21 protein-coding genes are annotated in these 23,329 nt (G+C 47.0%); 9 read left to right on the plus strand and 12 right to left on the minus strand.

Features of this window, described 5'->3' with window-relative positions; all coding sequences use genetic code 11:
• Positions 1 to 465: 465 nt before the first annotated feature.
• Positions 466 to 621 (minus strand): hypothetical protein, encoded by a 156-nt coding sequence (locus tag AXX12_RS19635; RefSeq protein ID WP_197470748.1) that lies wholly within the window; start codon positions 619 to 621, stop codon positions 466 to 468.
• A 223-nt stretch (positions 622 to 844) separates the two neighbouring features.
• Here AXX12_RS19635 and AXX12_RS14960 point away from each other — a divergent pair, with 223 nt between their 5' ends.
• A complete protein-coding gene (locus AXX12_RS14960; protein WP_066244487.1) occupies positions 845 to 1,522 on the plus strand; it encodes a rhomboid family intramembrane serine protease in 678 nt (225 codons plus the stop codon).
• Here the strand turns inward: AXX12_RS14960 and mnmL are convergent.
• Both mnmL and AXX12_RS14970 read right to left on the minus strand, forming a co-directional pair.
• Positions 1,513 to 2,454, minus strand: coding sequence for a tRNA modification radical SAM protein MnmL/YtqA (gene mnmL / locus AXX12_RS14965; RefSeq protein ID WP_066244489.1), 942 nt, complete (start codon positions 2,452 to 2,454; stop codon positions 1,513 to 1,515). The two genes, AXX12_RS14960 and mnmL, sit on opposite strands and share 10 nt — an antisense overlap.
• A gap of 164 nt (positions 2,455 to 2,618) precedes the next feature.
• Positions 2,619 to 4,373: a B12-binding domain-containing radical SAM protein gene (locus AXX12_RS14970; protein ID WP_066244491.1), complete on the minus strand. Its 1,755-nt coding sequence runs from the start codon at positions 4,371 to 4,373 to the stop codon at positions 2,619 to 2,621.
• A 124-nt stretch (positions 4,374 to 4,497) separates the two neighbouring features.
• Here AXX12_RS14970 and AXX12_RS14975 point away from each other — a divergent pair, with 124 nt between their 5' ends.
• Together AXX12_RS14975 and pepF are read left to right on the plus strand one after the other, a co-directional pair.
• The gene (locus AXX12_RS14975) at positions 4,498 to 5,277 is read left to right on the plus strand and encodes an N-acetylmuramoyl-L-alanine amidase family protein (RefSeq protein WP_066244493.1); all 780 of its coding nucleotides are present in this window, start codon (positions 4,498 to 4,500) and stop codon (positions 5,275 to 5,277) included.
• A 155-nt stretch (positions 5,278 to 5,432) separates the two neighbouring features.
• Positions 5,433 to 7,316, plus strand: a complete 1,884-nt coding sequence (gene pepF, locus AXX12_RS14980; protein ID WP_066244495.1) for an oligoendopeptidase F — start codon at positions 5,433 to 5,435, stop codon at positions 7,314 to 7,316.
• Positions 7,317 to 7,422: 106 nt separating this feature from the next.
• Here pepF and AXX12_RS14985 read toward each other — a convergent pair whose 3' ends face one another.
• Complete coding sequence (locus tag AXX12_RS14985) at positions 7,423 to 7,704, minus strand: YjcQ family protein (RefSeq protein WP_066244498.1); 282 nt, start codon at positions 7,702 to 7,704, stop codon at positions 7,423 to 7,425.
• A gap of 126 nt (positions 7,705 to 7,830) precedes the next feature.
• Here AXX12_RS14985 and ligD (AXX12_RS14990) point away from each other — a divergent pair, with 126 nt between their 5' ends.
• From ligD (AXX12_RS14990) to ligD (AXX12_RS15000), 3 genes are read left to right on the plus strand one after another with little or no spacing between them, the layout of a single operon-like run.
• Positions 7,831 to 8,829 (plus strand): non-homologous end-joining DNA ligase, encoded by a 999-nt coding sequence (gene ligD / locus AXX12_RS14990; RefSeq protein WP_066244500.1) that lies wholly within the window; start codon positions 7,831 to 7,833, stop codon positions 8,827 to 8,829.
• A gap of 26 nt (positions 8,830 to 8,855) precedes the next feature.
• Positions 8,856 to 9,683, plus strand: coding sequence for a non-homologous end joining protein Ku (ku, locus tag AXX12_RS14995; protein WP_066244503.1), 828 nt, complete (start codon positions 8,856 to 8,858; stop codon positions 9,681 to 9,683).
• Positions 9,673 to 10,692 (plus strand): non-homologous end-joining DNA ligase, encoded by a 1,020-nt coding sequence (gene ligD / locus AXX12_RS15000; RefSeq protein ID WP_066244506.1) that lies wholly within the window; start codon positions 9,673 to 9,675, stop codon positions 10,690 to 10,692. Before ku ends, ligD (AXX12_RS15000) begins: the two co-directional genes overlap by 11 nt.
• On the opposite strand, the gene thrC is transcribed toward ligD (AXX12_RS15000), so the two are convergent.
• The 7 genes from thrC to AXX12_RS15035 form a co-directional block, all read right to left on the minus strand.
• The gene (gene thrC, locus AXX12_RS15005; RefSeq protein ID WP_066244508.1) at positions 10,689 to 12,185 is read right to left on the minus strand and encodes a threonine synthase; all 1,497 of its coding nucleotides are present in this window, start codon (positions 12,183 to 12,185) and stop codon (positions 10,689 to 10,691) included. The genes ligD (AXX12_RS15000) and thrC overlap by 4 nt on opposite strands.
• Before the next feature lie 190 nt (positions 12,186 to 12,375).
• Positions 12,376 to 13,053 (minus strand): B3/B4 domain-containing protein, encoded by a 678-nt coding sequence (locus AXX12_RS15010; RefSeq protein ID WP_231881915.1) that lies wholly within the window; start codon positions 13,051 to 13,053, stop codon positions 12,376 to 12,378.
• 42 nt (positions 13,054 to 13,095) lie between these two features.
• A complete protein-coding gene (gene ybaK / locus AXX12_RS15015) occupies positions 13,096 to 13,566 on the minus strand; it encodes a Cys-tRNA(Pro) deacylase (protein ID WP_066245196.1) in 471 nt (156 codons plus the stop codon).
• Between the two features lie 11 nt (positions 13,567 to 13,577).
• Complete coding sequence (locus AXX12_RS15020; protein ID WP_066244511.1) at positions 13,578 to 14,651, minus strand: DUF362 domain-containing protein; 1,074 nt, start codon at positions 14,649 to 14,651, stop codon at positions 13,578 to 13,580.
• A 58-nt stretch (positions 14,652 to 14,709) separates the two neighbouring features.
• Positions 14,710 to 14,970 carry a CPF_0552 family protein gene (locus tag AXX12_RS15025; RefSeq protein WP_066244514.1) on the minus strand — a complete coding sequence of 87 codons (261 nt, stop codon included), beginning with the start codon at positions 14,968 to 14,970 and terminating at the stop codon, positions 14,710 to 14,712.
• Between the two features lie 124 nt (positions 14,971 to 15,094).
• Positions 15,095 to 15,937: a prephenate dehydratase gene (pheA, locus tag AXX12_RS15030; RefSeq protein ID WP_066244518.1), complete on the minus strand. Its 843-nt coding sequence runs from the start codon at positions 15,935 to 15,937 to the stop codon at positions 15,095 to 15,097.
• Between the two features lie 13 nt (positions 15,938 to 15,950).
• Positions 15,951 to 17,633 carry a pyruvate kinase gene (locus AXX12_RS15035; RefSeq protein ID WP_066244521.1) on the minus strand — a complete coding sequence of 561 codons (1,683 nt, stop codon included), beginning with the start codon at positions 17,631 to 17,633 and terminating at the stop codon, positions 15,951 to 15,953.
• A 211-nt stretch (positions 17,634 to 17,844) separates the two neighbouring features.
• Here AXX12_RS15035 and pckA point away from each other — a divergent pair, with 211 nt between their 5' ends.
• On the plus strand, positions 17,845 to 19,422 hold the full coding sequence (pckA, locus tag AXX12_RS15040) for a phosphoenolpyruvate carboxykinase (ATP) (protein WP_066244524.1): 1,578 nt from the start codon (positions 17,845 to 17,847) through the stop codon (positions 19,420 to 19,422).
• 41 nt (positions 19,423 to 19,463) lie between these two features.
• Here the strand turns inward: pckA and AXX12_RS15045 are convergent, their stop codons facing one another.
• Complete coding sequence (locus AXX12_RS15045) at positions 19,464 to 20,309, minus strand: C45 family autoproteolytic acyltransferase/hydolase (RefSeq protein WP_066244527.1); 846 nt, start codon at positions 20,307 to 20,309, stop codon at positions 19,464 to 19,466.
• A gap of 131 nt (positions 20,310 to 20,440) precedes the next feature.
• Between AXX12_RS15045 and nadE the strand changes: the two genes are divergently transcribed.
• Together nadE and AXX12_RS15055 are read left to right on the plus strand one after the other, a co-directional pair.
• Entirely contained in the window at positions 20,441 to 22,327 is a 1,887-nt protein-coding gene (nadE, locus tag AXX12_RS15050; RefSeq protein ID WP_066244530.1) for an NAD(+) synthase, read from the plus strand.
• A 46-nt stretch (positions 22,328 to 22,373) separates the two neighbouring features.
• Positions 22,374 to 23,264 (plus strand): radical SAM protein, encoded by an 891-nt coding sequence (locus AXX12_RS15055; RefSeq protein WP_066244533.1) that lies wholly within the window; start codon positions 22,374 to 22,376, stop codon positions 23,262 to 23,264.
• Positions 23,265 to 23,329 lie beyond the last annotated feature (65 nt).

Consider the following 23,329-nt stretch of genomic DNA (forward strand, 5'->3'; position numbering starts at 1 on the left):
GTTCAGTTTTCAAGGAGCTTCGAGCGTCGATAAGCGGCGCATTCCGTTACTTCAGCCCTACATCGTCCGCATCCTCAACGTAGCTTCCGCTACGCCTCCGGTGCTACCGATTTCGGCGCCTAGGACTGCTTGCTTCTCGCCACTCTCTTTCGCCACCGTCACCGGTGACGCTTGAACATCTTACCACAGTGTTTAGGCTGTGTCAATATGTTTCTTTCTGGAAATTAGGTCTGACAATAAAAAAAGCTCTGAGGCTTCTCAAGAGCAAGCAGACCCTTTGAGTAGAAAACTAACCACTACCTGGACTGCGCTCTGATTACTAACAGAATTTTCTTTTCATTCGACAGGATTTATCTTACCATATCGAATGAAGCCTTGTCAAGACAGCATTGAACAAAAGCCGCTTAATATAAATGTCTGGCGGGGTGGTCTTTCGTCCTTACCCGCCAAACAGAAAACTGCCATTTAGCAGTAAGCAGCGATATATTCTTCAGTCATAGCGTCCAGGGCATTGCGCATTTCGGCAATGCTAGCGGCTGTCAAGTTATAGCTGTTTAAGTCTTTGCAATGAATGATAGCAGACAGCTTTTGGATTTTTTCCAGGAGTTGTAGTTTTTGCACGGTTTTTTATACCTCCACGTATTCACTCATTCAGGACAACGAAGTTAATAATAGCAGGCGCCGTTGCCTTTGTAAATAGCAAAAAAAATACACAGAAAAGAAAGTCTATTATAAATTTGCTCTCTGACTTGCAGGAGCGCGCAAACTGAAATAAAATATGATACCATAGTAGTATAATAAGAACAAAAGAAAAAGCCGGCACTAGCCGACAAGGGGGACTACAATGATTCCTTTACGTGACAATCTGCGTTCACATTCACTGCCGCTAATGACGCTCAGCCTGATAATGGCTAACTTTTATGTATTTTATCGGGAAATTAGCTTGAGTGATCGCGCGCTCATGTCAATGATCCGTCAATATGGGTTGACTCCTATTGCATTTATTGAAGCATTAAATGGAGGATCAACTGTTCTTAGTGACTATACGTCTATATTCAGTAACCTTTTTCTTCACGGCGGCTGGATGCATATCATTGGTAACATGTGGTACTTATGGTTGTTCGGTGATAACGTAGAAGACTGGCTAGGCCGAATCCAGTTCTTGGCTTTCTTTCTACTCACCGGCTTCATCGCCAACCTGAGTCATATTTTGTTAGATCCCTTCTCCACGGTACCAGTTATTGGTGCCAGCGGGGCGGTGTCAGGAATCTTAGGCGCCTATCTGATTCTATATCCGACAGCGAAAATCAAAACCTTGGTCCCCATCTTTATCTTCTTGCAAATCTTCGAGGTACCGGCGATGCTGTTCTTAGGGCTCTGGTTCTTTTTACAGTTGCAAAGCGGCGCTTTCGCGGCCGCCGGTTCAAACATCGCTTGGTGGGCTCATATTGGCGGCTTTCTAGCCGGAATGATTCTTATTAAAATTTTCCCTTGTCGCTGTAAACGCTCCTACTATAGATGATTACAGACAGCACTTCCATTGAGGTAGTCACATTTCTTTCCCTGCCAGGTATCCTGAGCAGCAAGGGAGTGTTCGATTGCCTCTTTTATTTTCCACCAGCCTGTTTGCCAATTGGTGAATAGTGTGTTAGTTTCAGGCGCTCGTCCAATCAAGCGTTGAATAACAATATCCGGATGAAGGTGCTCAAGAAAAACGACCACTCTATCTATGTATTCCTCTTTGCTGATTAGTGAAATCCTGTTTTCTTGATACCAGTCTGCCATGAGGGTTCCCTTCACAATATAAAGCGCATGCAGTTTCACTTGGTCGACACGAAGCGCTGACATCACTTTGGCGTTCTCGATAACATCATCGGCAGTATCCCACGGAAGATTCAAAATCAAATGGGTACATACTCCAATGCCACGGCGTTTTATCCGTAGCGTTGCATCCAGCCACTCCGCAAGTGTATGCCCACGATTAACCTTCAGCAGAGAATGATAATTAACAGTCTGAAGCCCCAGTTCCACAGTGATGTCAACCTTTAGCTCTTCCTGTAGTTCTGCCAGAACATCAAGATGAGCCTCGCCAACACAGTCTGGTCTGGTAGCGATGGCAATGCCAACCACATCAGGCTGACAGGCCTCTCTTACATAGCGTGCAAGTTGATCTGCAGGCAAATAGGTGTTACTGTAGTTTTGAAAGTACGGAATGAATTTCTTCGCTTTATATTTGGGACTAATATGCTCTTTGTTTGCTGTGATTTGTTGTTCCACCGTCATCGACGCCGGTAAGTTCTCGTAGCCGGCCCCAATCTCACCGCAAAAGGCGCAGCCCCCTGTTCCTAGCAGACCATCCCGGTTAGGGCAAGACACAGGTAGACTAACTGGCAGCTTATATACTTTTTCGCCATATTTCTGAACAAGATAATTGGAATATACGTTGTAACGCACTCTAGGTCCCCTTTCTTACGAGTACCGTGTCAACTCTAAAACTGTAAGTATAATGGCGAGGAGATTGTTTGCAAGGCAAGGCGGAGGAATAAGCCATATCGGCACAGTATGCCGATTGACGACAACGCAGCTTTGCGGACAATCTACCGCCAAAATACACAGGATTAGGGTTGATACGGTACTAGGTTAGGCAATAGCGTCCATAACCCGTCGCGGTGATAATTGAAGAGTAACGTGGTATTCTGTTGTTCGATTTGACCAGTTCGCAAATACTCAGGAATATTGATTGTGAACAACTCCACTTGGTAGCTACGCTTTACCTCCCGCCATGAGGTAAAGCGATAATTGGGCAAATAGTTTCCGACCCAGGCCTCATTCCGCCAGAAAGCACCAAGATCTTGCTCCATCGCCGGATAATTCCACGGCAAAACTTCTGGCCTAATCGTACCGCCATCAGAGGTTAACGCGTCAAATTTAAGCAGTTCAAAAAAAGTGTTTAAATGCGTCGGAAACAATTCACGACAAAATTGGATCAAAAATTCATACATTGCTTTAGGACTATGGGACAGCAAATTCATTTCTTTCTGTTCCCAGCAGCTGCTTAACGCGTGGTACAAAGAAAACGCATTGCCCCCGAATGCGATCTTAATCAGCCAATTCAATGCGGTATGAAACCGGCTGCTGTTATAGGTTAAATTGAAGACTTCCTCTAGGAATTGCAATTCTCTAACTTCACCATAACTTAAATACCGGTTGGCCAACACCTCGTAGGGAGCTGAGTCTGTATATACATAGTCATGCAATTGATCCGAATGTCGCACACCAGACCCCTTAAGCATCTTCAGAAATCCGATTTGCAGCATATGGGGCTGCAATGAGTATACGTCATTAAAAGAGCGCGAAAAAAATTCCAGCGTCTCATAGGGCAGCCCGACAATCAGATCTAAATGCAGATGCATGTTGTCATTTTGACGTAATGCGGACACATTTTTTTGAATCTTGTCCCAATCATTATGCCGGCAGATTGCTTCTAAAGTAGGTTCATGGGTTGATTGCACACCGATTTCTAATTGAAATCGTCCCGACGGAGCAGCGCTCAGCAGTGCAATCGCTTCTTCATCCAATAGATCAGCCGCAATTTCAAAATGAAAATTGGTCCGGCAATTTTGTTGAGACAGGAAACGAATAATTGGCAAATAGTGTTCCTTGCGGGTGTTGAAGGTTCGGTCGACGAATTTTACCTGTCTAACATCTTGGTCAATAAAGGTTTGCAGGTCGGCAAAAATGCGTTGCAATGAGTAAAAGCGAACGCCAACCGTCGCGCTTGAAAGACAGTATTGGCAAGAAAACGGGCAGCCGCGGGAAGTTTCATAATAAATGATCCGGTCTTTGATTTCCTTGAGTTCATCGACCTGATAAGCAAACGGAAGATCATCTAATACAGCAATTGTCCTACTTTGGCCGTGAACAGTAATCTGACCCTGATCATAACAAGCGGTACCCGAAACAGCTGCTATTCCTTTACCCTCTGAACGCATTAGCGCTCGTAACAGTTCACTGAGAGATTCTTCCCCTTCTCCCATGACTACATAGTCGATAAAGGGATTATTCTGCAATACCTCCGCCGGATCATAGGAAACCTCAGGCCCGCCAAGGATCACAACAGTCTCAGGCATGACTTTCTTGATTAGCGAACAAAGGTCAATTACCATGTTAATATTCCAGATGTAGCAAGCAATGCCGATCACTTCTGGATCTTGCCGGTAAATATCGCTTAGAATTTGCGACAATCCTTGGTTGATTGTATATTCTTTAATACTTGTGTCAATTCCATCTTTATGGCAATATGCCTGGAGATTGCGTAACGCTAATGATGTATGAACATATTTTGCATTAAGTGTAGTTAACAGAACTCTCATGATGACACCTTCCTTGAATCCATTCAAACAAGTATTCCCGCTAACTGCCGGAATATCCTTTCGGAGCTTTTATCGCTCACATTGCATAATATAGAGGGAGAGTAACTGCAGGAAGGTGTTGAGGATGCGAATTTTACTGGACGGGCAGCAACTTCCCATCAAAATCCCGGTAAGCAAAGACTTGCTACTTACCCTAAAAACAATCGCCCTTGCTCAAAACTGGCGCATTCATTATAACGCAGCCACTAGCGTCATTTACCTAAATACGGATTCTCATCAACCAATCGCATATCCTGATCGGCAAGCTTTACCAAACGTTGAAATGGACAGTACGCGATTGTTGGGAAAAAGCATCTGTATAGACCCTGGACACGGCGGCAGAGATCCTGGCGCAATCGGTCCAGCTGGCACATATGAGAAAGATAACACGCTGGCAATCGCCCTCTTGTTGCGCGAACGATTAGAACGAAACGGCGCCAAAGTTTATATGACCAGAGAAACTGACCAGTCGGTCGCCCATGACAGTGCAACAGCGCAAGAAGAGGTAGAGGCGCGCATATGGGCTGCCAAACAGACAAAAGCTGACTTGTTGATTAGCATTCACAATGATGGTTTTATTAGCTCAACGGCAAACGGAGCCACAACATACCATCACGGCAATGCAGATGCGAGCAGGCTTGCTACCATCGTGCAAAAACGACTGATCGAAAGTTTAGGTGTAAACGATCGCGGGGCCAGGTTTGCCAGTTTCTTTGTGATTCGCTATGCCCCGATGCCGTCAATATTAGTTGAAGTAGCTTTTATTTCCAATCCTGATGAGGAATTGCTCTTGGCGAGCGAAGATGGGCGCAGCCGGGCAGCTAACGGGATTTTCGAGGGAATTGTAGGATACTATCGAGTCTAGATGTCTATTTTATCAATGCCAGCTAGGGACGCGGCTGCAGCGTCCCCTTCTACTTGTATAAATGCCTAGCTTTTTTATCATGATAAAAAAGGAAGTTCTGCTTTTCCAGCTAATTGTAGTAATAGCAGTTCTTACTGAGGAAAAGGAGAGTGCACATGTCGATTATGCCAAAATTACTTTCTGCTGTATTGGGAACCTTGATATTTGCCACACCTGCGGAAGCAGCCGGGCAAGAGCACAACAAAGTTCCGCCAAGAAGTGAAATTCGTGATGAATACAAATGGAATCTGCGAGACATGTATGCCAGCGACGATGAGTGGCAGAACGATTTTGTTTCACTTAAAGCATCATTGCCAGAAATGAACCAATACAAAAACAAATTGGGCCAGTCGTCAGAAATCCTGCTATCTTGCTTAAAAACCCGTGACCGCATTAATGTCGCCAGCGAGAAAATTTTCGCCTATGCGCGAATGCACCGAGATGAGAATAACGCCGACACTAAGTATCAAGCCATGACTGGCAAAGCTGAATCACTGCTCAGCGAAGCCGGCGAATCGACTGCGTTTGTTGAGCCTGAGATTTTGGCAATTCCCGACGCGAAGCTCGCCGAATTCAGAAAAAGTGAAGCCGGACTAGCTGAGTACAGCTTCTTTTTTGAGAACCTACAGCGTCAAAAGAAACATGTCTTATCTCCCCGCGAAGAAGAGCTCCTCGCACGTATGAACGAAGTTGCCGACGCCTCTGAGAATACATTTAATATGTTGGCACATGCCGATCTACGCTTCCCTGAGATCGCAGATTCGGCAGGCAAATCGTTGCAGCTCAGTGAGGCACGCTACCGTCTGTTTATCATGTCGCCTGACCGCAAGCTGCGTCAACAGGCTTTCGCTGGATTGTTTGGCGCCTATAACCAATACCGCAACACCTTTGCGTCAACTCTGGCAGGCAATGTGAAGAAAAATATCTTCTTCGCCAACAGTCGCAAGTACGAATCTGCCATCGATGCAGCACTCGAAACAAATAATGTCCCGCTTACAGTTTATAATAATGTAATCTCTACTGTTGAAAATCATCTTCAGCCACTGCATCGCTATGTCGCATTAAAGAAAAAGGCCCTCAAACTCGACGAAATACATATGTATGATCTCTATACCCCAATCGTGCCTGATATCCAGCTTACATACAGCTATGAAGAAGGCCGCGATTTAGTGCGCAAGGCGCTGAAGCCGCTTGGTGATGACTATCTGACCGCTTTGGAGCAAGGCTTATCAAACTCTTGGATTGATGTGTACGAAAACCAAGGCAAGCAAACCGGTGCTTACTCCTGGGGCGTCTTTGGCGTTCATCCATTTATTCTGCTGAACTACAATAACCGTTATGACGACGTCTCCACTCTGGCGCACGAGCTTGGTCATGCCATCCATAGCTTCTACAGCCATAAGCATCAACCCTATATCAACTCTTCCTATACGATTTTTTCAGCTGAAGTAGCCTCTACGACCAACGAAACTCTGTTGATGGACTATATGCTAAAAACAACCCAGGACAAAAAAGTCCGTCTTTACCTGATTAATCAATATTTAGAACAAGTTCGAGCCACTGTATATCGGCAAACTATGTTTGCCGAGTTTGAAAAGTTATTACACGAGAAGGTAGAAAGCGGTGAAACAATTACTGCCGATCTGCTGGATCAAATGTGGCATGAACTAAATGTTAAGTATTACGGAAACGATATCGTGGTAGACAGTGAAATCAACGTCGAATGGGCAAGAATCCCCCACTTTTATTCTAGCTTCTATGTCTATCAATATGCGACCGGCTTCTCGGCAGCTAATGCTTTAGCTGACCAGATACTTAAAGAAGGTCAACCGGCACAACAGCGTTATATTGCATTTTTGAAGAGCGGCGGCTCGGACTATTCGATCAACCTATTAAAAAATGCAGGTGTCGATATGTCATCACCTCAAGCAATCGAAGTGACTCTTGCCAAGTTTTCCAAACTGTTAGATGAATTGGCGATACTACTAGAAGAATCTTGACGAGAACAACACCGACATAGCCTCGTGAAACCAGGGTGTCCCCAAGTACAGATAATCATAAAAATAACCGGCAAATGCCGGTTATTTTTATGTCCGTTTTACAAGTTCACTCTCCTGTTTTGGCTAGCAAATTCCTCCTCAGGTAGTGAAGCCCATAATGGGTTACTGCGACCTGGTTTAAAATCACTTGGTCTGGATAGTTTTTACTGCGGTCTCTAACAAGCACGGCACCGCGAATCAGTCCTTCGGACTGAAGGGACTGAATATCCTGATTAAATGATCCAGGATCTAGCTGCAGGCCATCATGCCGCACAGAACGGCGCATATCTGAGTTTCCCTTTCTGTATTCGCGATAAATGGCCAGTAATATTCGTTCTTTCGTAGTCAATTTTCCGCCTCCCTAATAATGCAACTATCTCCATACATATGCACAACAGCGATCATATATGCCTACTTATAATATTTACCGCCTGCAAGTTTAATACTAATAGCGAAGATATTTGCGGAGGCGAACATGACGGTCGAATTACTACCGCGTTACACACCGATGCTGGCGAAGTCGAGTTCAAAGCTGCCAAAAAAAATAGATGAGTATGCTTTTGAAGTGAAGTGGGATGGAATCCGGGCTCTTAGTTACATCACGAATGGCAACATTCAGATAGTTAGCCGAAACGGCTTTGATATTACCTTTCGCTATCCCGAGATCCATGCTCTCGGCCAGAAACTAAAGAAGCAATCAGTTATCTTAGATGGAGAACTGACGGCTTTCGACGAAGCGGGACAACCCTCGTTCGCTTTGCTGCAGCATCGCATGAACCTGGAGAAATCAGCGCTCATAAAAAAAACAGCAGACGTCATACCGGTCACTTATATCATTTTTGACTTGCTACAGCTCAATGATCAGAGTCTTATCAACCATTCTTATCAGAGCCGCCGTTTCGAATTAGATAAATTAGAATTGGCAGGCCGAGCATGGTCAACCCCCTCCTATCACACCGAACGTGCAGCCGATTTTTTAGAAGCCAGCCGTAAGCTTAGGCTCGAGGGAATCATACTTAAGCGGTTGAATAGCCTATATCTCCCAGGCAAGCGAAGCGACGATTGGCTAAAAGTCAAGAATTTTCATCGTCAAGAATTCATTATTTGCGGGTGGACTCCGGGTGAAGGAAACCGCACTGGTACAATTGGTGCTTTGCTGCTTGGCTACTACGATGTGATACCAGAGGCCGCAAGTGCCCGCGCAACACCGCAAAAGCTACTATACGCCGGGTCTTGCGGTACTGGGTTTACAACCAAGACACTTAAACAGCTCCAAGAATTGTTGCAGCCCCTATCCATCCCTAAGCATCCGTTTGCCAGCGACCCTAAAAAAGCGGGGGCCAGCTTTGTCCAGCCGCTAGTGGTCGCAGAGATTTCCTTCGCCGAATGGACGCCTGCCCACACGCTTCGCCATCCCTCATTTCTTGGCCTCCGTACAGATAAAGACGCCAGCTATGTTATCCGCGAGCAATGATAAATGAGTAATAAGGAGGCGATATTATGCCGCGTCCAATGTGGAGCGGATCGATCAGCTTCGGTTTAATTAATATCCCAGTTAAGCTGTTTAACGCAGTCAAGCGAAAAACCATTCACTTTCATCAATTACGCGCTTCAGACGGTTGCCGCATCCGGCTAAAGAAGATCTGCGAAGCTGATGGCAACGAAGTCACGTCTGAAGAAATTGTCAAAGGCTATGAAGTATCTCCCGATCAGTACGTGACCGTCACAGCCAGCGAATTAGAGTCAGCTATGCCCAAAACAAACCGGGCGATTGAAATCGATGATTTTGTTGTCTTAGACCAAATTGATCCACTGTATTTTGAGCAGCCATATTATCTCACTCCTGACAAAGGAGCGGCGAAAGCGTATTCTTTGCTGCTGTCTGCACTAAAGAAGACAAACAAGGTCGCAGTTGCCCGATTTATTCTGCGCAACAAGCAATACCTGTGTGCGATCCGGCCATCTGGCGATATGCGGGCGCTCACACTGTCCACCATGCTATATGCTGATGAAATTATCAGTTCTGAGGAATTGGACGAACTACCGACAACTGATGCGCAGCCAAGTGAGCGGGAAATGACCATGGCAGTGCAGTTGATCGAATCACTGACGGCTGACTTCCAACCGGCAAAATACCATGACGACTATCGTAAGCAAGTCCTGGCCTTGTTAGAAAAGAAAGCTGAAGGGCAAGTAATCACCACTCAGCCTGCTGCTGCCCCGGCAGGCAAAGTCATTGACCTGATGGCCGCCCTTGAAGCGAGTCTGGCGGCAGTAAAGAAACCGGAAAAAGCGAAAAGCGGAAGGAAGAAAGAACGTGCCCGCTAATAGTATAATAACCGTTCAAGGCGTCGACTTGAAGCTAACCAATCTGGATAAAGTGTTTTACGCTGATGGTTTTACCAAAGGCCAGGTTCTTGACTACTATATCCGGATAGCGCCGGTTCTGTTACCCCATATTGCGGATCGACCGATGAGCCTAAAGCGCTATCCGCATGGGGCTGAGGGAAAATTCTTTTATCAGAAAGAATGTCCGGCCAATCGTCCGCAGTGGTTTACGACGATGCCGGTCTGGAGCGACGGTCGAGGCAAGCACATCAACTTCTGTGTCATAGACAGTCTGCCCTCACTCATATGGTCAGCCAATATGGCTGTGTTGGAACTGCATCCATCATTATCCCGCATCACGAATATTTCCCGCCCAGCGGTGTTAGTGTTTGATCTTGATCCTGGTGAGCCAGCTTCAATGATCGAGTGCGCCGAAGTTGGCTTGTTGCTACGTTCAGTATTAGCAGCTTATGGCTTAGATTCGTTTCCCAAAACATCAGGCTCCAAAGGATTGCAGGTTTACGCGCCGTTAAATACTGCCTGCGACTATGAGCAAACAAAAAGCTTTGCCCAACAGTTGGCAAAAGCCTTGGAAGCTAGCCGTCCTGACTTGATTGTAGCCAAAATGCGAAAAGAGCTGCGGGTGGGTAAGGTATTCATCGACTGGAGCCAAAATGACGAACATAAAACAACCGTCTCCGTCTATTCGCTCCGAGCAAAAGCGAGGCCTACCGCCTCCGCTCCGGTAATGTGGGGGGAAGTGGAAAAAGTCTTAAAAACACGTAATCCTTTATTAATCGACTTTACTAGTCAGCAAGTATTAGACCGAGTTGATAAGTATGGCGACTTATTTTCAGAAGTGTTGACCTTACAGCAGAAATTGCCCGCACTAGACAATAAAAAAGTGACGACCAAAGAGGCCGCCACTAGACGTTCAAATAAACGTGGCTATTCTTATGACGAAGCCAACGCGCCAAACAGCTTGTCTGCTCTCGAGAGCAACCACTAGCCAATTAGTGTTCTTTCGACCAGACTTCCCATCTCGCCCTTCTGACATGTTTGGTAATGCCGTATGGGCTTATTGGCCAAAGCAGCCAACGCCGCCGGGATCGGCAAGCCGGTCAGACTAGATAGCCGGTCTAATAATTCAAGCCCTTGATTTGCATCTGACTGGGGCTTGCCTTCTAATGCTTCAAGCACACTGTCGCAAAACTTGAACGGGCTGGCAGTAGACACGATCACACACGGATTCGTATCTCCTGTCACTTGACTATAACGTTCAAATGCATGCCAGGCAACCGCCGTATGCGGATCAAGCAGATATTGCCACTGCTCATAGACAGTCTTGATCGTATTCTTGGTAGTGACATCATCTGACCAATCAGCCCAGAAAAGGCTGGAAACTGCCTGCCGGACAGCATTATCAACCTGATAGCGTCCAGTAGCATTGAGTTCAGACTGCCAACCACTTACTTTGACAGTGTTTCCTCCAGACAGATGATACAATAGTCTTTCCAAATTACTTGAAACCAGTATATCCATGGATGGAGACAGTGTTTTATGGAAAGGCCGATTCCGGTCATAGACGCCGCTGGTGATAAACTCTGTCAATACATTGTTCTGATTGGAAGCGCAAATCAGCCTACCAATCGGCAGGCCCATTTGTTTTGCATAATAGCCTGCCAGTATATTGCCAAAGTTGCCTGTCGGTACTGCAAAGTTCACCGGCTTGCCAATAGCAACTCGTCCTGACTGGACCATATCGGCATATGCACTAAAGTAATAAACGATTTGCGGCAATAGGCGACCCCAATTAATCGAGTTGGCCGAAGATAGCCGAATACCCTGATCGGCCAAGTTTGCGCTGAGTACCGAATCAGCGAAAATAGTTTTTACACCGGTTTGTGCGTCGTCAAAATTGCCTTGCACCGCAACGACAGAAACATTTTCACCCTCCTGTGTCACCATTTGCAGCCGTTGCACCTGACTAACCCCATCGAGAGGATAAAAAACGATGATTTCTGTTCTCTTAACATCGCGGAAGCCTTCCAGTGCCGCTTTGCCTGTGTCGCCGGATGTCGCAACTAAAATAGCTATCTTGTCATCGTGATCAGTTTTTGCCAACGCAACAGATAAAAGCTGTGGCAACAGTTGTAACGCCATATCTTTAAAGGCGGCCGTAGGTCCGTGCCATAATTCAAGCAAAGCCGGCCCCTCTTCAATTAGCTTAACCGGCGCTATGGCAGTTGTAGAAAACTTAGCAGCCCCGTATGCGTTTGACACGCACGCATCCAGCTCAAGTTCGGTAAAATCCGGTAGAAACAGTGCCATAATTGCTTTTGCGCGTTCCGGGTAATCAAGCTTTGCCAAACTCTGAATAAACAACTCATCAATTTTTGGCATGTGGGCGGGTACATACAATCCTCCGTCAGGAGCAATTCCCGCAATAATTGCTTGAGCGGCTGTTGTCTCTTGCGACCAGCCTCGCGTGCTATGATACATGCTTCCCCCACCCTTTTAGAGGCTGTTACAAAACGCCCATATGCGTCGTTACCAGAGCCGTCGGTCTCCTCAACGTACCGTAACTGTACGCCTCCGGGCCCGCCGTCTCTGGTGCCTAGCCTCTGGACATTTTCTAACAGCCTCCTTTCTTTTATGGTTGCGTGTTTTTTGAAACACGCCTTTTAAATCATTAGGCTCGCACTATGTTTTGCGAGACGACTTGTCCACTATTATAACGAACCATCATATCGGCTGTAAAGTCCATCATATCATTTAAAGCAGAGTCTGATACTTCTTCATCAACGTAGATTACGGAGAGCAAATTAGTCGAACTCAAATTAACCGCTGTTCGCAAATTATCTGCTGTAGGATTACCGAAAACGCCTAGATTGTCGGTTAGAAATGGTTTTCCTTCCGCTGTTATCGTGTTACCGCTGACACCGATATAGCTCCCACCGCTTGCCATTTGATAGCAGATATCCCCTTGAATCTCAGCAGCATCATACAGACCAAATGGCAGCAGAAACTTTATCGAGCAGTAATTGTTAACATCTACCGCACTATTGACATAGTATACACCTTTGTTTTGCAGCACTCTACGGACAAGCGCCTCTGAGGCCGGACGATAACGCGATGGATCAAACGCCATCTTCTTGTACATACTGCGGACAGCTAGTATGCGTGGCAATTTAGGTAGTATATCCAATTGGTATGCGTCAGAAGCTTCCTGCTGCAACTTGATAAATTCTTGCGTCAAAGCTGGAGTCGCGCCTCTGACTGTGACCTGTTCAAATAAAATACAGCCTAAGCGGCAACCAGGAACCTTTTTCGCTATGCTCTCATCAATGGTAATACGTTTCAAGTTCAACTGCCGCCTCCTCCCATAAAACTAAATTGCTACAGCTACTGTCTAGCGGACGAGATCGTGTAGGCTCGCACGGGTCGCGGCAGCCAGTTGTTGTGCTGCCAGAAGTAGTTGACAGCCCCTAACACCAGCGCTGATAGAAATGACCGGCCAGCGGTTCGCACTTTCATCCAGGAATACGGGATAATGCTTTTTGGCGCCCAGCGGTGAAACTCCGCCCCGGATATAACCAGTTAAGGGCTGAACCTCCTTGAGCGGCACCAACTCAGCTTTTTTGTTCCCGCTCACGGCAGCTAGCTTCTTTAGGTCTAACTCACTTTCGCCTGGAACGCAGGCGAATAGTACACCCGTCTTATCACCGCGAACAACCAACGTTTTAAAAACTTGTCCTGGAGGCAGGCCGACCTTATCAGCCACAGATTCTGCACCTAAATCGGCCTCGTCAACCTCATATTCTTTAAGCTCATACTTAATCCCCAGTCCGTCGAGAAACCGAGCGGCATTTGTCTTTTTCATCATCTACCTACTCAACCGACTGTGATAAGCTCATACTGCAAACTTCCCATGCCAATTTTAGCGGCATGATTAATTTGAATAGTGGCATCGTGATGTTTATAGGCCATCTCAGCTAACGTCTTTCCATTAACCTGGGCAGTTAAATCAAGTGTAGCCCTATCAATCGCCACCGGATCAGCCGATGCTAGTATGCCTATATCAGGTATGAACTTTTTTTGGTTGACGCTAAAGCAATCGCAGTCTTTCGTCATATCAATCAGTACATTAAAGAAAAAGCTTTTCCCCAGTTTATTTTTAATCGTTCCATAGGCATGTTCAGCCATACTTTTTTGCATATAGCCCGATTCAGCACCCCAATCATAGCTAACAGCATCAAAGCGGCAAACCGCCAAGCACTCCCCACAGCCTATGCACTTTTCGGTTTCGATGTATGCTTTGCCGTTCTTTTCGATGATCGCGCTTTCCGGACACCATTGAATGCATTTCTGGCAGTATTTGCATGTTTTTTCAATGATTTCGGGTGACATAGCGGAATGTTGGCGCATTTTCCCCATGCGGCTGGCTAATCCCATGCCAAGATTCTTCAAACATGCTCCCAAACCAGCCGCCGGGTGGCCGGTCGGATGGGATACGACAAATAGCGAATCGGCACCAACAACTTCACGTGCAACCTTAACAGACTCATGTAATTCCCCGTGTATAACCACCTCTTGCTCGCTAGTGCCAGTCAGTCCGTCAGACATGATAAAGGGAGCGCCTACCCCATCAATGCCGAAACCATGTTTATGAGCATGCAAGAGATGCTTGACTGCGTTCTCTCGTTCTCCCTTGTATAAGGTTGAAGTCTCAGTCAGAAACGCCAGTCCACCCTTGGCTTTCACTTTTTCAACCAGTTCCCGAATTAGCTCCGGTTTGATATGGGTGGTATTCTTTTTCTCCCCGACATGCAGTTTAATTGCAACAAAATCCTGGGCGTCGAAAACTTGATCCGCACCTGAAGCCTGATAGATTGTTTTCATCGCATCAGCTTGTTGTTGAACCGAAAGGCCGTTAGCAACAGGCAGAAAATATACTTTTGAACTCATCTCGTCACTCTCCTAACTCTTTATAAGAAATAAGGCAGCGCGGTTTCCCGCGCCGCTCCTAAAACTCCAGTGTCATATGTTTGACTTTAACTTCGGGAATTGCCTCCAGTTCTTTTTGCAACTCTTGGAGCGGGATCTCGTCGCCGCAAAGTTGCAGAAGGATGAGTCCATGCGGGGAACAGGAGTCTAAGGCCGCATCGTGCAGGCCGAGCCGCACTCGGATGTAGCAGCCATACTTGGTAAGGACGTCTTGAACCTTTACAGCGGTCTCTGTTCGTTTTGCCTGTAGAATCGCCATAATCACTGGACAATGGTTCATCAAGGATCCCTCCAACTCAACTTTCTTATTCATGTTCATTCCATATATTGACCAAAAATCCTGCTAACTATAACCAGCCGTTTAAACAAAATTTGACAAACTGCACCCAGGCATTGAAGCAAACTCACCGTGTCGGCTGATTAGTGGCATACATGCCGAGATTCTTTAGCCAGAGACTGTTGGCAGCTACCATGCGCAGCGCCTCAGCTACTGGCGGCTGACTCATGGTTCCATCAAGATCAATAAAAAAGATATACTCGCCAAGACCCGTACGTGCCGGGCGTGATTCAATACGAGTAAGATTAACACCGCGCTTAGCAAATTCAGAAAGCATATCATACAGTGTTCCCGGTTTATCGCCACGGATACGACATACGAGTGACATTTTCGTCGCACCAGCTGTCTCCGGTTGCCGGCTAAGAGCGACAAAGCGGGTCTGATTGCAATATGTGTCTTGAATCTCCTGTTCTAGAAGACGCAGGCCGAATAATTGTCCGGCCCGAGTGCTAGCGATCGCCGCATCGATGAGTCCATTTGCCACCATCTCCGCCGCAGCGGCTGTACTCTCGACAGCCCTAATCGCAGCATTGGGATAATGCTGCGCCAGATAGCGGCGACATTGTGCTAAGGCTTGTGAGTGAGAGGCAATGGTTTTAACCGTAGCTAAGCTATCCTTAGCAAATAATGAATGACGGATGGGAAGAATGATTTCACGAACAATAAATAACTCCACATCGTGAGCTAGTGTGTCCAGCGTAATATTAACAGAGCCCTCTAGCGAATTTTCCAAGGGAACGACTCCGCGCTCTACTTGACCTTCTGCCACCGCTCGAATCACAGCATGAATATCAGAGAACGGCCTAACACTTGCACCGATTATCTGCTGTGAAAAGAGTAGCGCGGCTTCTTCACTATAAGTGCCAGCCGGACCTAAATAGCCAATCCGTATATCTGTATTTTGCTGCATATACTTTTTCTCCTTAACCAAGATTGACCCAGCCCCGAAAGATCAGGCCTCTCATAATATCCATAGTTATCTGTTCATCTTCCAGCAACAATTGTGTTGCCTCTGAAGCCCCGATAATTGCCGGTTTTCCTAATGACAAACAACTAATCGCTGCATGCGAGGAAAATCCGCCTTCCTCCACAATCACCCCAGCTGCCTCTTGCAGCAGCGGTACATGTTCTGCATCAGTACCTGAAACAACGAGGATTTTATTGGTTACGTTTTTCGTCAGATCAAGACTTGAACGAATCAGAGTCACGCGGCCGCTGACAATTCCTTCGCCCACACCTTGTCCTTTTAAGATAACATCACCAACAGTGATCAGTTGAATCGAATGACGGGAATCCTGTACATCCATATTGCCAATGACGCCGACAACCGAGTCACCATCATGCAAATATCCTGCCTGCAAACAAGTGTCAACAGAAAGCTGCATTACGCTTTCCTGTCGCATCGTGCGCCGTGACAGTAGTGGCTGAACTCCCCAGACAAGACGAAGCCGGCGGGCGACCTGTGGATTTTGTGTTACTGCCAGTATCGGAGGCCCTTGATGATACTTGGCGAGCAGACGCGGCGTCAGACCTGTCTCAGTTGGCACAACAAATGCGACCGCCTTCATCGCTGCAGCCGCTTGCGCTGCCGAAGCGCAAAGCGCATTAGCAACCGGACTGGCGAGCATCCGCCCACCCCGCAGTTCGCTGCGGCTGATTAACTTCTCTTGCGCAGTCGAGGCAGCGTCTCGCAACATGTTTAGCGCGTCGACGGGATATTTCTGGGCAGCACCGCCGGTTCGAACATAGACCCCATCACACCCCAGCAATACCGCCCGGGAAATTGCGTCACTACCCGGGCTTGATCCATATTGAGCCGTTTCTTCCAGTCTTATCGCCAAATATACTTGCTTGCCACTAAGACAGCAACGACTAATGACCTCAGGCAAAGTTGTTTGCGCATGTTCCCATGCCTCAGCATCTAGTATTACTCCGTCAGATACACGAATGATGGTTTCGACGCTCTCGCGTGCTGCATCGTTGCATAAAGCGAAAACTTGCATCTGGCTGCCCTCTGTATCAAGAGTCTGTCTGACTGCAAGCACATCATCAAGCGATCGCACGCCAGCAATCACTACGCCGTCAATTTTAGCGGCTGCGATCAGTTGCATTCTTTCCACCAGCGCCGGATCAGCAATAGATACTTCAGCAAGAATTGGTGCTAAAACAGCGGCATCATGCGCCGCTTGCCAAACTGCTCGGATTTGACGCGACCAACCGCTCGAGTCCATCTCCTCAAACGGCAGGGCTACACCATCCATGCCTCGCAGCAACAATGACTTTAGCGTCTTAATGCCCCACCCCGCTTCAGCGCAAAGAATCACCTTAGCGTGACACTGTTTAATAAACTCATCTAAAGCGACTGTTTTATTGCCTGCAACATAATAGCCGCTGCCGCCGCGGACCTCGATCAAACCAACATATTCTAAGGCGGTCAACGCTTCCCTGACCGAAGAACGACTGACATTGAACAGGGCACTAAGTTCCTTTTCGCTCGGCAACCGATCACCACAACGATAATGATCGTTCTCGATCGCCTGCCGCAAATACTCGGCAATTGCCCGGTAGCTTTTCTCCGATCCTGATCGCCCTTGTACTTCTTCCATACTATCCGCTCCCATCAACTTTTGTTGACTTAATGGATATACACTATATTCGATTTATGTATCCACGTACCTGCTTATTAATCAATTTAATTATCAAATATCACTTGTAGGATAGCAATGATCATACTATAATATAGTTAAATGTTGTCAGACAGATCCTCTTATTGGGGATTCTGTGAAAATTTAACTGACAAAGAAAAGGAGGGGTATTATGGCATTTGGCGTTTGGCAAGACCTCCAGGCCAACCATGTCGGTAAAACGTACGTTAATACTCCGGTAGCGAAATTAGTTGAACTAGCCATTATCCGCGAAGAGGGAATGCTGACCGAAACAGGAGCCCTTCGCTGCTCCACCGGAAAGTACACAGGCCGCTCTCCTAATGACAAATATGTAGTTGAACAAGCCGACATCGCACAAGAGATCTGGTGGGACAATAATCAGAAAATGTCTCCCGAAACATTTGACCGGCTATATCACAAAGTAGTTAGCTACTTACAAGACAAAGACCTTTTTATTTTTAATGGCTATGCTGGCGCAGACTCTAATTATTCAATGCCTGTACGAGTTATTAATGAATTCGCTTGGCAAAACATTTTCGTCCAACAGTTATTTATCCGGCCTTATGACACGGGTTGGGCTGCTGACCGTGAACCCGGCTTCACCATCCTGGCCGCGCCAGGCTGCGCCGCAGATCCTGCCTCAGACGGAACCCGCTCAGAAGCATTTATTATTATTAATTTTGCAAAAAAACTAGTCCTCATCGGTGGTACCCACTATGCCGGTGAAATGAAAAAATCGATTTTCTCGGTTATGAACTATCTGTTGCCAAAACAACGCACTTTATCGATGCACTGTTCGGCCAATCGAGGCACTAACGGTGAGGTATCACTCTTCTTTGGTCTTTCCGGCACAGGCAAGACGACCCTGTCTGCCGATCCCGACCGGTTCTTAATTGGCGACGATGAACATGGCTGGAATGATTCTGGCATATTCAATATCGAGGGTGGCTGTTATGCCAAATGTATCAATCTCAAACGCGAGAATGAGCCGCAAATTTGGGACGCCATTAAGTTTGGCAGCATTCTCGAAAATGTCGTTATTGATCAACAAACCCGCCAGGTTGATTATGAAAGTGAAGCACTCACCGAGAATACCCGTGCTGCTTACCCAGTGTCCTTCATCCCTAATAGTATCTATCCTGGCATCGGTTCTCACCCCAGTACAGTTATCTTTTTAACAGCCGATGCTTTTGGCGTTTTGCCGCCAATCGCTAAGCTCACCCCTGAACAAGCAATGTATTATTTCCTCTCTGGATATACCAGCAAATTAGCGGGTACCGAGCGTGGCATTACTGAACCACAGGCAACCTTTTCGGCTTGCTTTGGCTCCCCGTTCCTACCACTCCACCCCATGGTATACGCTGATTTGTTAAAAGAGAAAATTGCCCAGCATAACACCCGCGTATTTTTAATCAATACAGGCTGGCAAGGCGGCGCACATGGAGTCGGCAAACGTGTTAGCATCCAGCATACCCGCCACATGGTAGCCGCAGCCATGGATGGCCACTTGGATACGGTCGACTATATTACCCATCCGGTCTTTAAGTTGGCCATGCCAACGAAATGTCCAGGTGTACCTGATGCGATCCTGAATCCGCAAACTACCTGGTCTGATCCAAATGCGTATCAAGCTGCCGCAGAGAAATTAGCCACCATGTTCCACAAGAACTTTGCGAAGTTTTCCGGAATTCCGCCAGCAGTCGCCAACTCAGGCCCTGCAGCAAGGTAGAAAAATAGTTAAGTCCCGGGATAGCCCGGGGCTTAATTATTTTAAATATCGGTCAAGCCGGAAAAGATATCAGTAAGTCGATACTGATTAACAGACTCAGTTGCATCTGGGTTAGCCAGCCGGACATAGACCAGTGCATCGCCTTCTACCGGCAAGTACACTATCCAGGTGGCAAGCGTACGTGCTGCCTTTGGGTTGCCACCGGTTCGCCAAATACTATTATCCGGTCCTGCGACTTGATCTTGACTAAACGATATAAAATCTGCCAACGAAAAAGCTTTAACTTCATCAAGCAGCGAGGAAATTCGGTCGTAACGGGTCTGGCTGCTGCTGCCAACTTTGCGGTTCGCCCACAGCATATCTGATTCGACATAATGATTGGTATGAGCAAGTCTCCCGCGAGTTTCTGTGCGAGTAGCATACTTGCCTTCGGGGCCAATCTCCACATAGGCTACCTGCTTCTTATCTGCCAGCATCAGGAAATGGGCGTTTACAAAAAGGTCGGTTCTGAGCAACGCTTCATCTACTGTGGCGCAGCTTTTCAGCAGTTCCGGCAGAGCGGCTTTGCCTTTCATCATCTGCTTTCGCTCGACCCAAGGAATACTGCTGGCGGTCGCGCTGACTACAGTCAGCCCTTGTTCATTAATTCCCGCTTTAAGACCTGGCTCGGCGCCAGTGGCAAACAATCCGAAATAGCGATACCCCTTACTCGGATTAACCAGTCGAAGTTGCTGTTGGTGATTAGGCGGCCAGTCCCGATTCTTTACCAGCAACGTTCCACCGCCCTCGACCGCGTCCCCTGCCGCTGCCCACAGGGTACAGGCCTGCACGTTAACAGGCAGCCACAGTAATAGCAGCAACAAATACGCCAGGCATTTTATTCTCATGCGATCCCCCCCAAGATGAACATGAATAAGCAGGACACCGGAGAAATACCAAGAATTATACCATTTATAGTACGACGCGAGTCAGTCTAATCCTTTTGTTGAGAATTGAAAGCATGCACTGAGGAGAATGTATGATGAAAATTGCCCTTGGACAAATGGAAATCGTACCTGGCCGTCCAGACCTAAATTGCGAGACAATGCTCTGCATGATCGCTCAAGCTAAAGCACAACAAGTAGATATTATCATCTTTCCGGAAATGGCTATACCCGGCTATATGCTTGGCGACACCTGGGAGCAAAACGCGTATCTGCGTGATTGCGAATACTGGGGCAATAAAATCATCAACGCATCTGATACCATTTGTATTATATTCGGCAATGTGGCAGTTGATTGGACTAAACGTGGCGATGACGGCCGCGTTCGCAAGTATAATGCCTGCTTTACTGCCTATCAAGGCAGACTCTGGGGCGAAGATAACTATCCCTACCCATTCCGAATAAAAACTCTATTGCCGAATTATCGCGAGTTTGATGATACACGCCATTTTTACTGTACTCGCAAATTGGCAATCGAACTAGGCGTTCCCATCAAAGACCTGCTTCAGCCGGTGCGAGTAGAGATCAGCGATAAGACCTTGATATTAGGTTGCATAGTATGTGAGGACGGTTGGTCTGACGACTACTCAGTCAATCCCGTACAGCTAATTGCTGAAAAAGGGCAGTTGAATCTGTTAATCAATATCTCCTGTTCGCCATTCACTTTAGGAAAAAACAATAAGCGGCACCGGGTGTTCTCCCATCAAGCCCAGCAAATCGCCGCTCCACTACTGTATGTAAACAATGTCGGCCTACAAAACAACGGTAAAACAGTCTATAGCTTTGATGGCTGCAGCACCGTATATAATTCTCAAGGCGAGATTTTTACCCAATCAGCCGCATTTACCGCCGAGCTTGCGGTGGTAAATCTGGATGATAAAAACAATGGCCCGATCGCTATGCTCGATGATAGCGGAATTGATAGCATATACAAAGCCTTACGCTTTGGTATTGCTGGCTTTTTACAAGCCATTGGCATGGAAAAAGTCGTTATCGGATTATCAGGTGGAATCGATTCAGCGGTTAGTGCAGCATTGTTTTCCACGATATTGCCACCCGATAAATTACTGCTAGTCAATCTGCCGAGCCGCTATAATTCCCAAACAACCAAGTCCTTGGCCCAAGACTTAGCCACTCGACTAGGATCGTGGTATGGAACGGTTCCCATCCAGCAATCAGTTGATCTTACCACCAGCCAAGTATCTGACATTGCTGTGACAAACAAAAACGGTGACAAGCTGGCATTAGCCTTATCTCCCTTCATGCTCGAGAATGTGCAAGCCAGAGATCGCTCATCACGGGTATTGGCCAGTCTAGCGGCAGCATTTGGCGGCGGCTTCACTTGCAACGCCAATAAAAGCGAATCGACTGTCGGCTATGCTACGCTTTATGGCGACCAGTCCGGCTTCTTGGCCCCATTAGCTGATTTGTGGAAGCATCAGGTATATGGTTTAGGTCGCTATCTGAATGAAACTGTTTTTAACCAAGAGATTATCCCTGAAGGCATCTTCCGGATAGTGCCTAGCGCAGAACTCTCTCCCAACCAAGCCGTCGATGAGGGCAAAGGTGATCCGATTATTTATCCTTATCATGATTATCTATTTCGCGCCTTCATGGAGCACTGGAACCGCGCAACACCTGAAGATATTCTCAACTGGTACCTAAACGGAACGCTCGAGAAAAACATCGGCTGTGAGCCCGGTCTTATGGCCCGTATATTCCCTGAGCCAAAGGACTTCATCAACGACTTAGAACGCTGGTGGCGCTTGTACACAGGCATGGCAGTAGCAAAGCGCATCCAAGCGCCTCCTGTATTAGCGGTCAGCCGACGTGCTTACGGCTTCGACCATCGCGAAGCACAAAATCAACCCTATTTCACCTTCGTTTATTTGGAAATGAAGAAAAAACTACTCCACCAATAATTATCTTATATAACCGATCTTTGAAGAGGCCGGGCAGGAGGGTTTTATGTATTGTGACATTGCCGAAGGCATGGTTTTCCGTCCGCCCAGCGAGGCAAACAGCTTTATCCTGCGCGTAACCATCGGCTGCGCCCATAACCGCTGTACCTTTTGCGGCATGTATCGCGATGTCGCCTTTCGGATGCGGAGTTATCCAGAAATAAAACGTCAAATTGATTATGCGGCTCAGGCTGTGCCTCAACTTCGTCGCGTATTTTTGGCAGATGGCAATGCCCTGTGTCTAAAAAACGACCTACTGTTGAAAATTATGGCTGATTTAAAGCAGTCATTTCCTAAACTCAGCCGTATCACCTGTTATGGCGGACCAAACGATATTCTGCGCAAAAGCCCAGCAGAACTGTCAGCCTTAAAAGAGGCCGGACTGCAGATAATCTACCTGGGTATAGAAAGTGGCGATGATGCAGTGCTTACCTCCATTTGCAAAGGTGCAGATGCCGCAGGCATGGTGGAGGCTGGCAGAAGAGTCCTCGGCGCGGGTATCAAGCTATCGGCAATGGTCATTCTCGGTCTGGGTGGTAAAGAACGTTCTAGCCAGCATGCTATCAATAGCGCCGCCGTCGTTAACGCGATTAATCCGACCATGCTCAGCGCACTCACTCTGATGCTACATGAGGGAACACCATTGAGAGATGCCGCAGATCGAGGAGAATTTCAGCCCTTGTCTCCCTACGAATTTGTTCTGGAGATCAAAGAGTTTGTCAGCCGATTAGATCTAGCCCATCCTTGCATTTTCCGTGCTAACCACGCATCCAACCTGTTGCCGCTTGCTGGAACATTGCCTGCGGATAAACAGGCGCTTTTAGCGCAGATTAATTATGGCCTAGAAGTATTGAAGGGTAAGACAACACCGACCTATAATGATCGCGGAACATTTTAAGAAGAACAGTTGCGATTGTCTGAGAAATGGACGATTTTTGAAACTCTAACGCCATGCGCACTGCG

Source organism: Anaerosporomusa subterranea, from assembly GCF_001611555.1.
In the GTDB taxonomy this organism is placed as follows: Bacteria; Bacillota; Negativicutes; order Sporomusales; family Acetonemataceae; genus Anaerosporomusa; species Anaerosporomusa subterranea.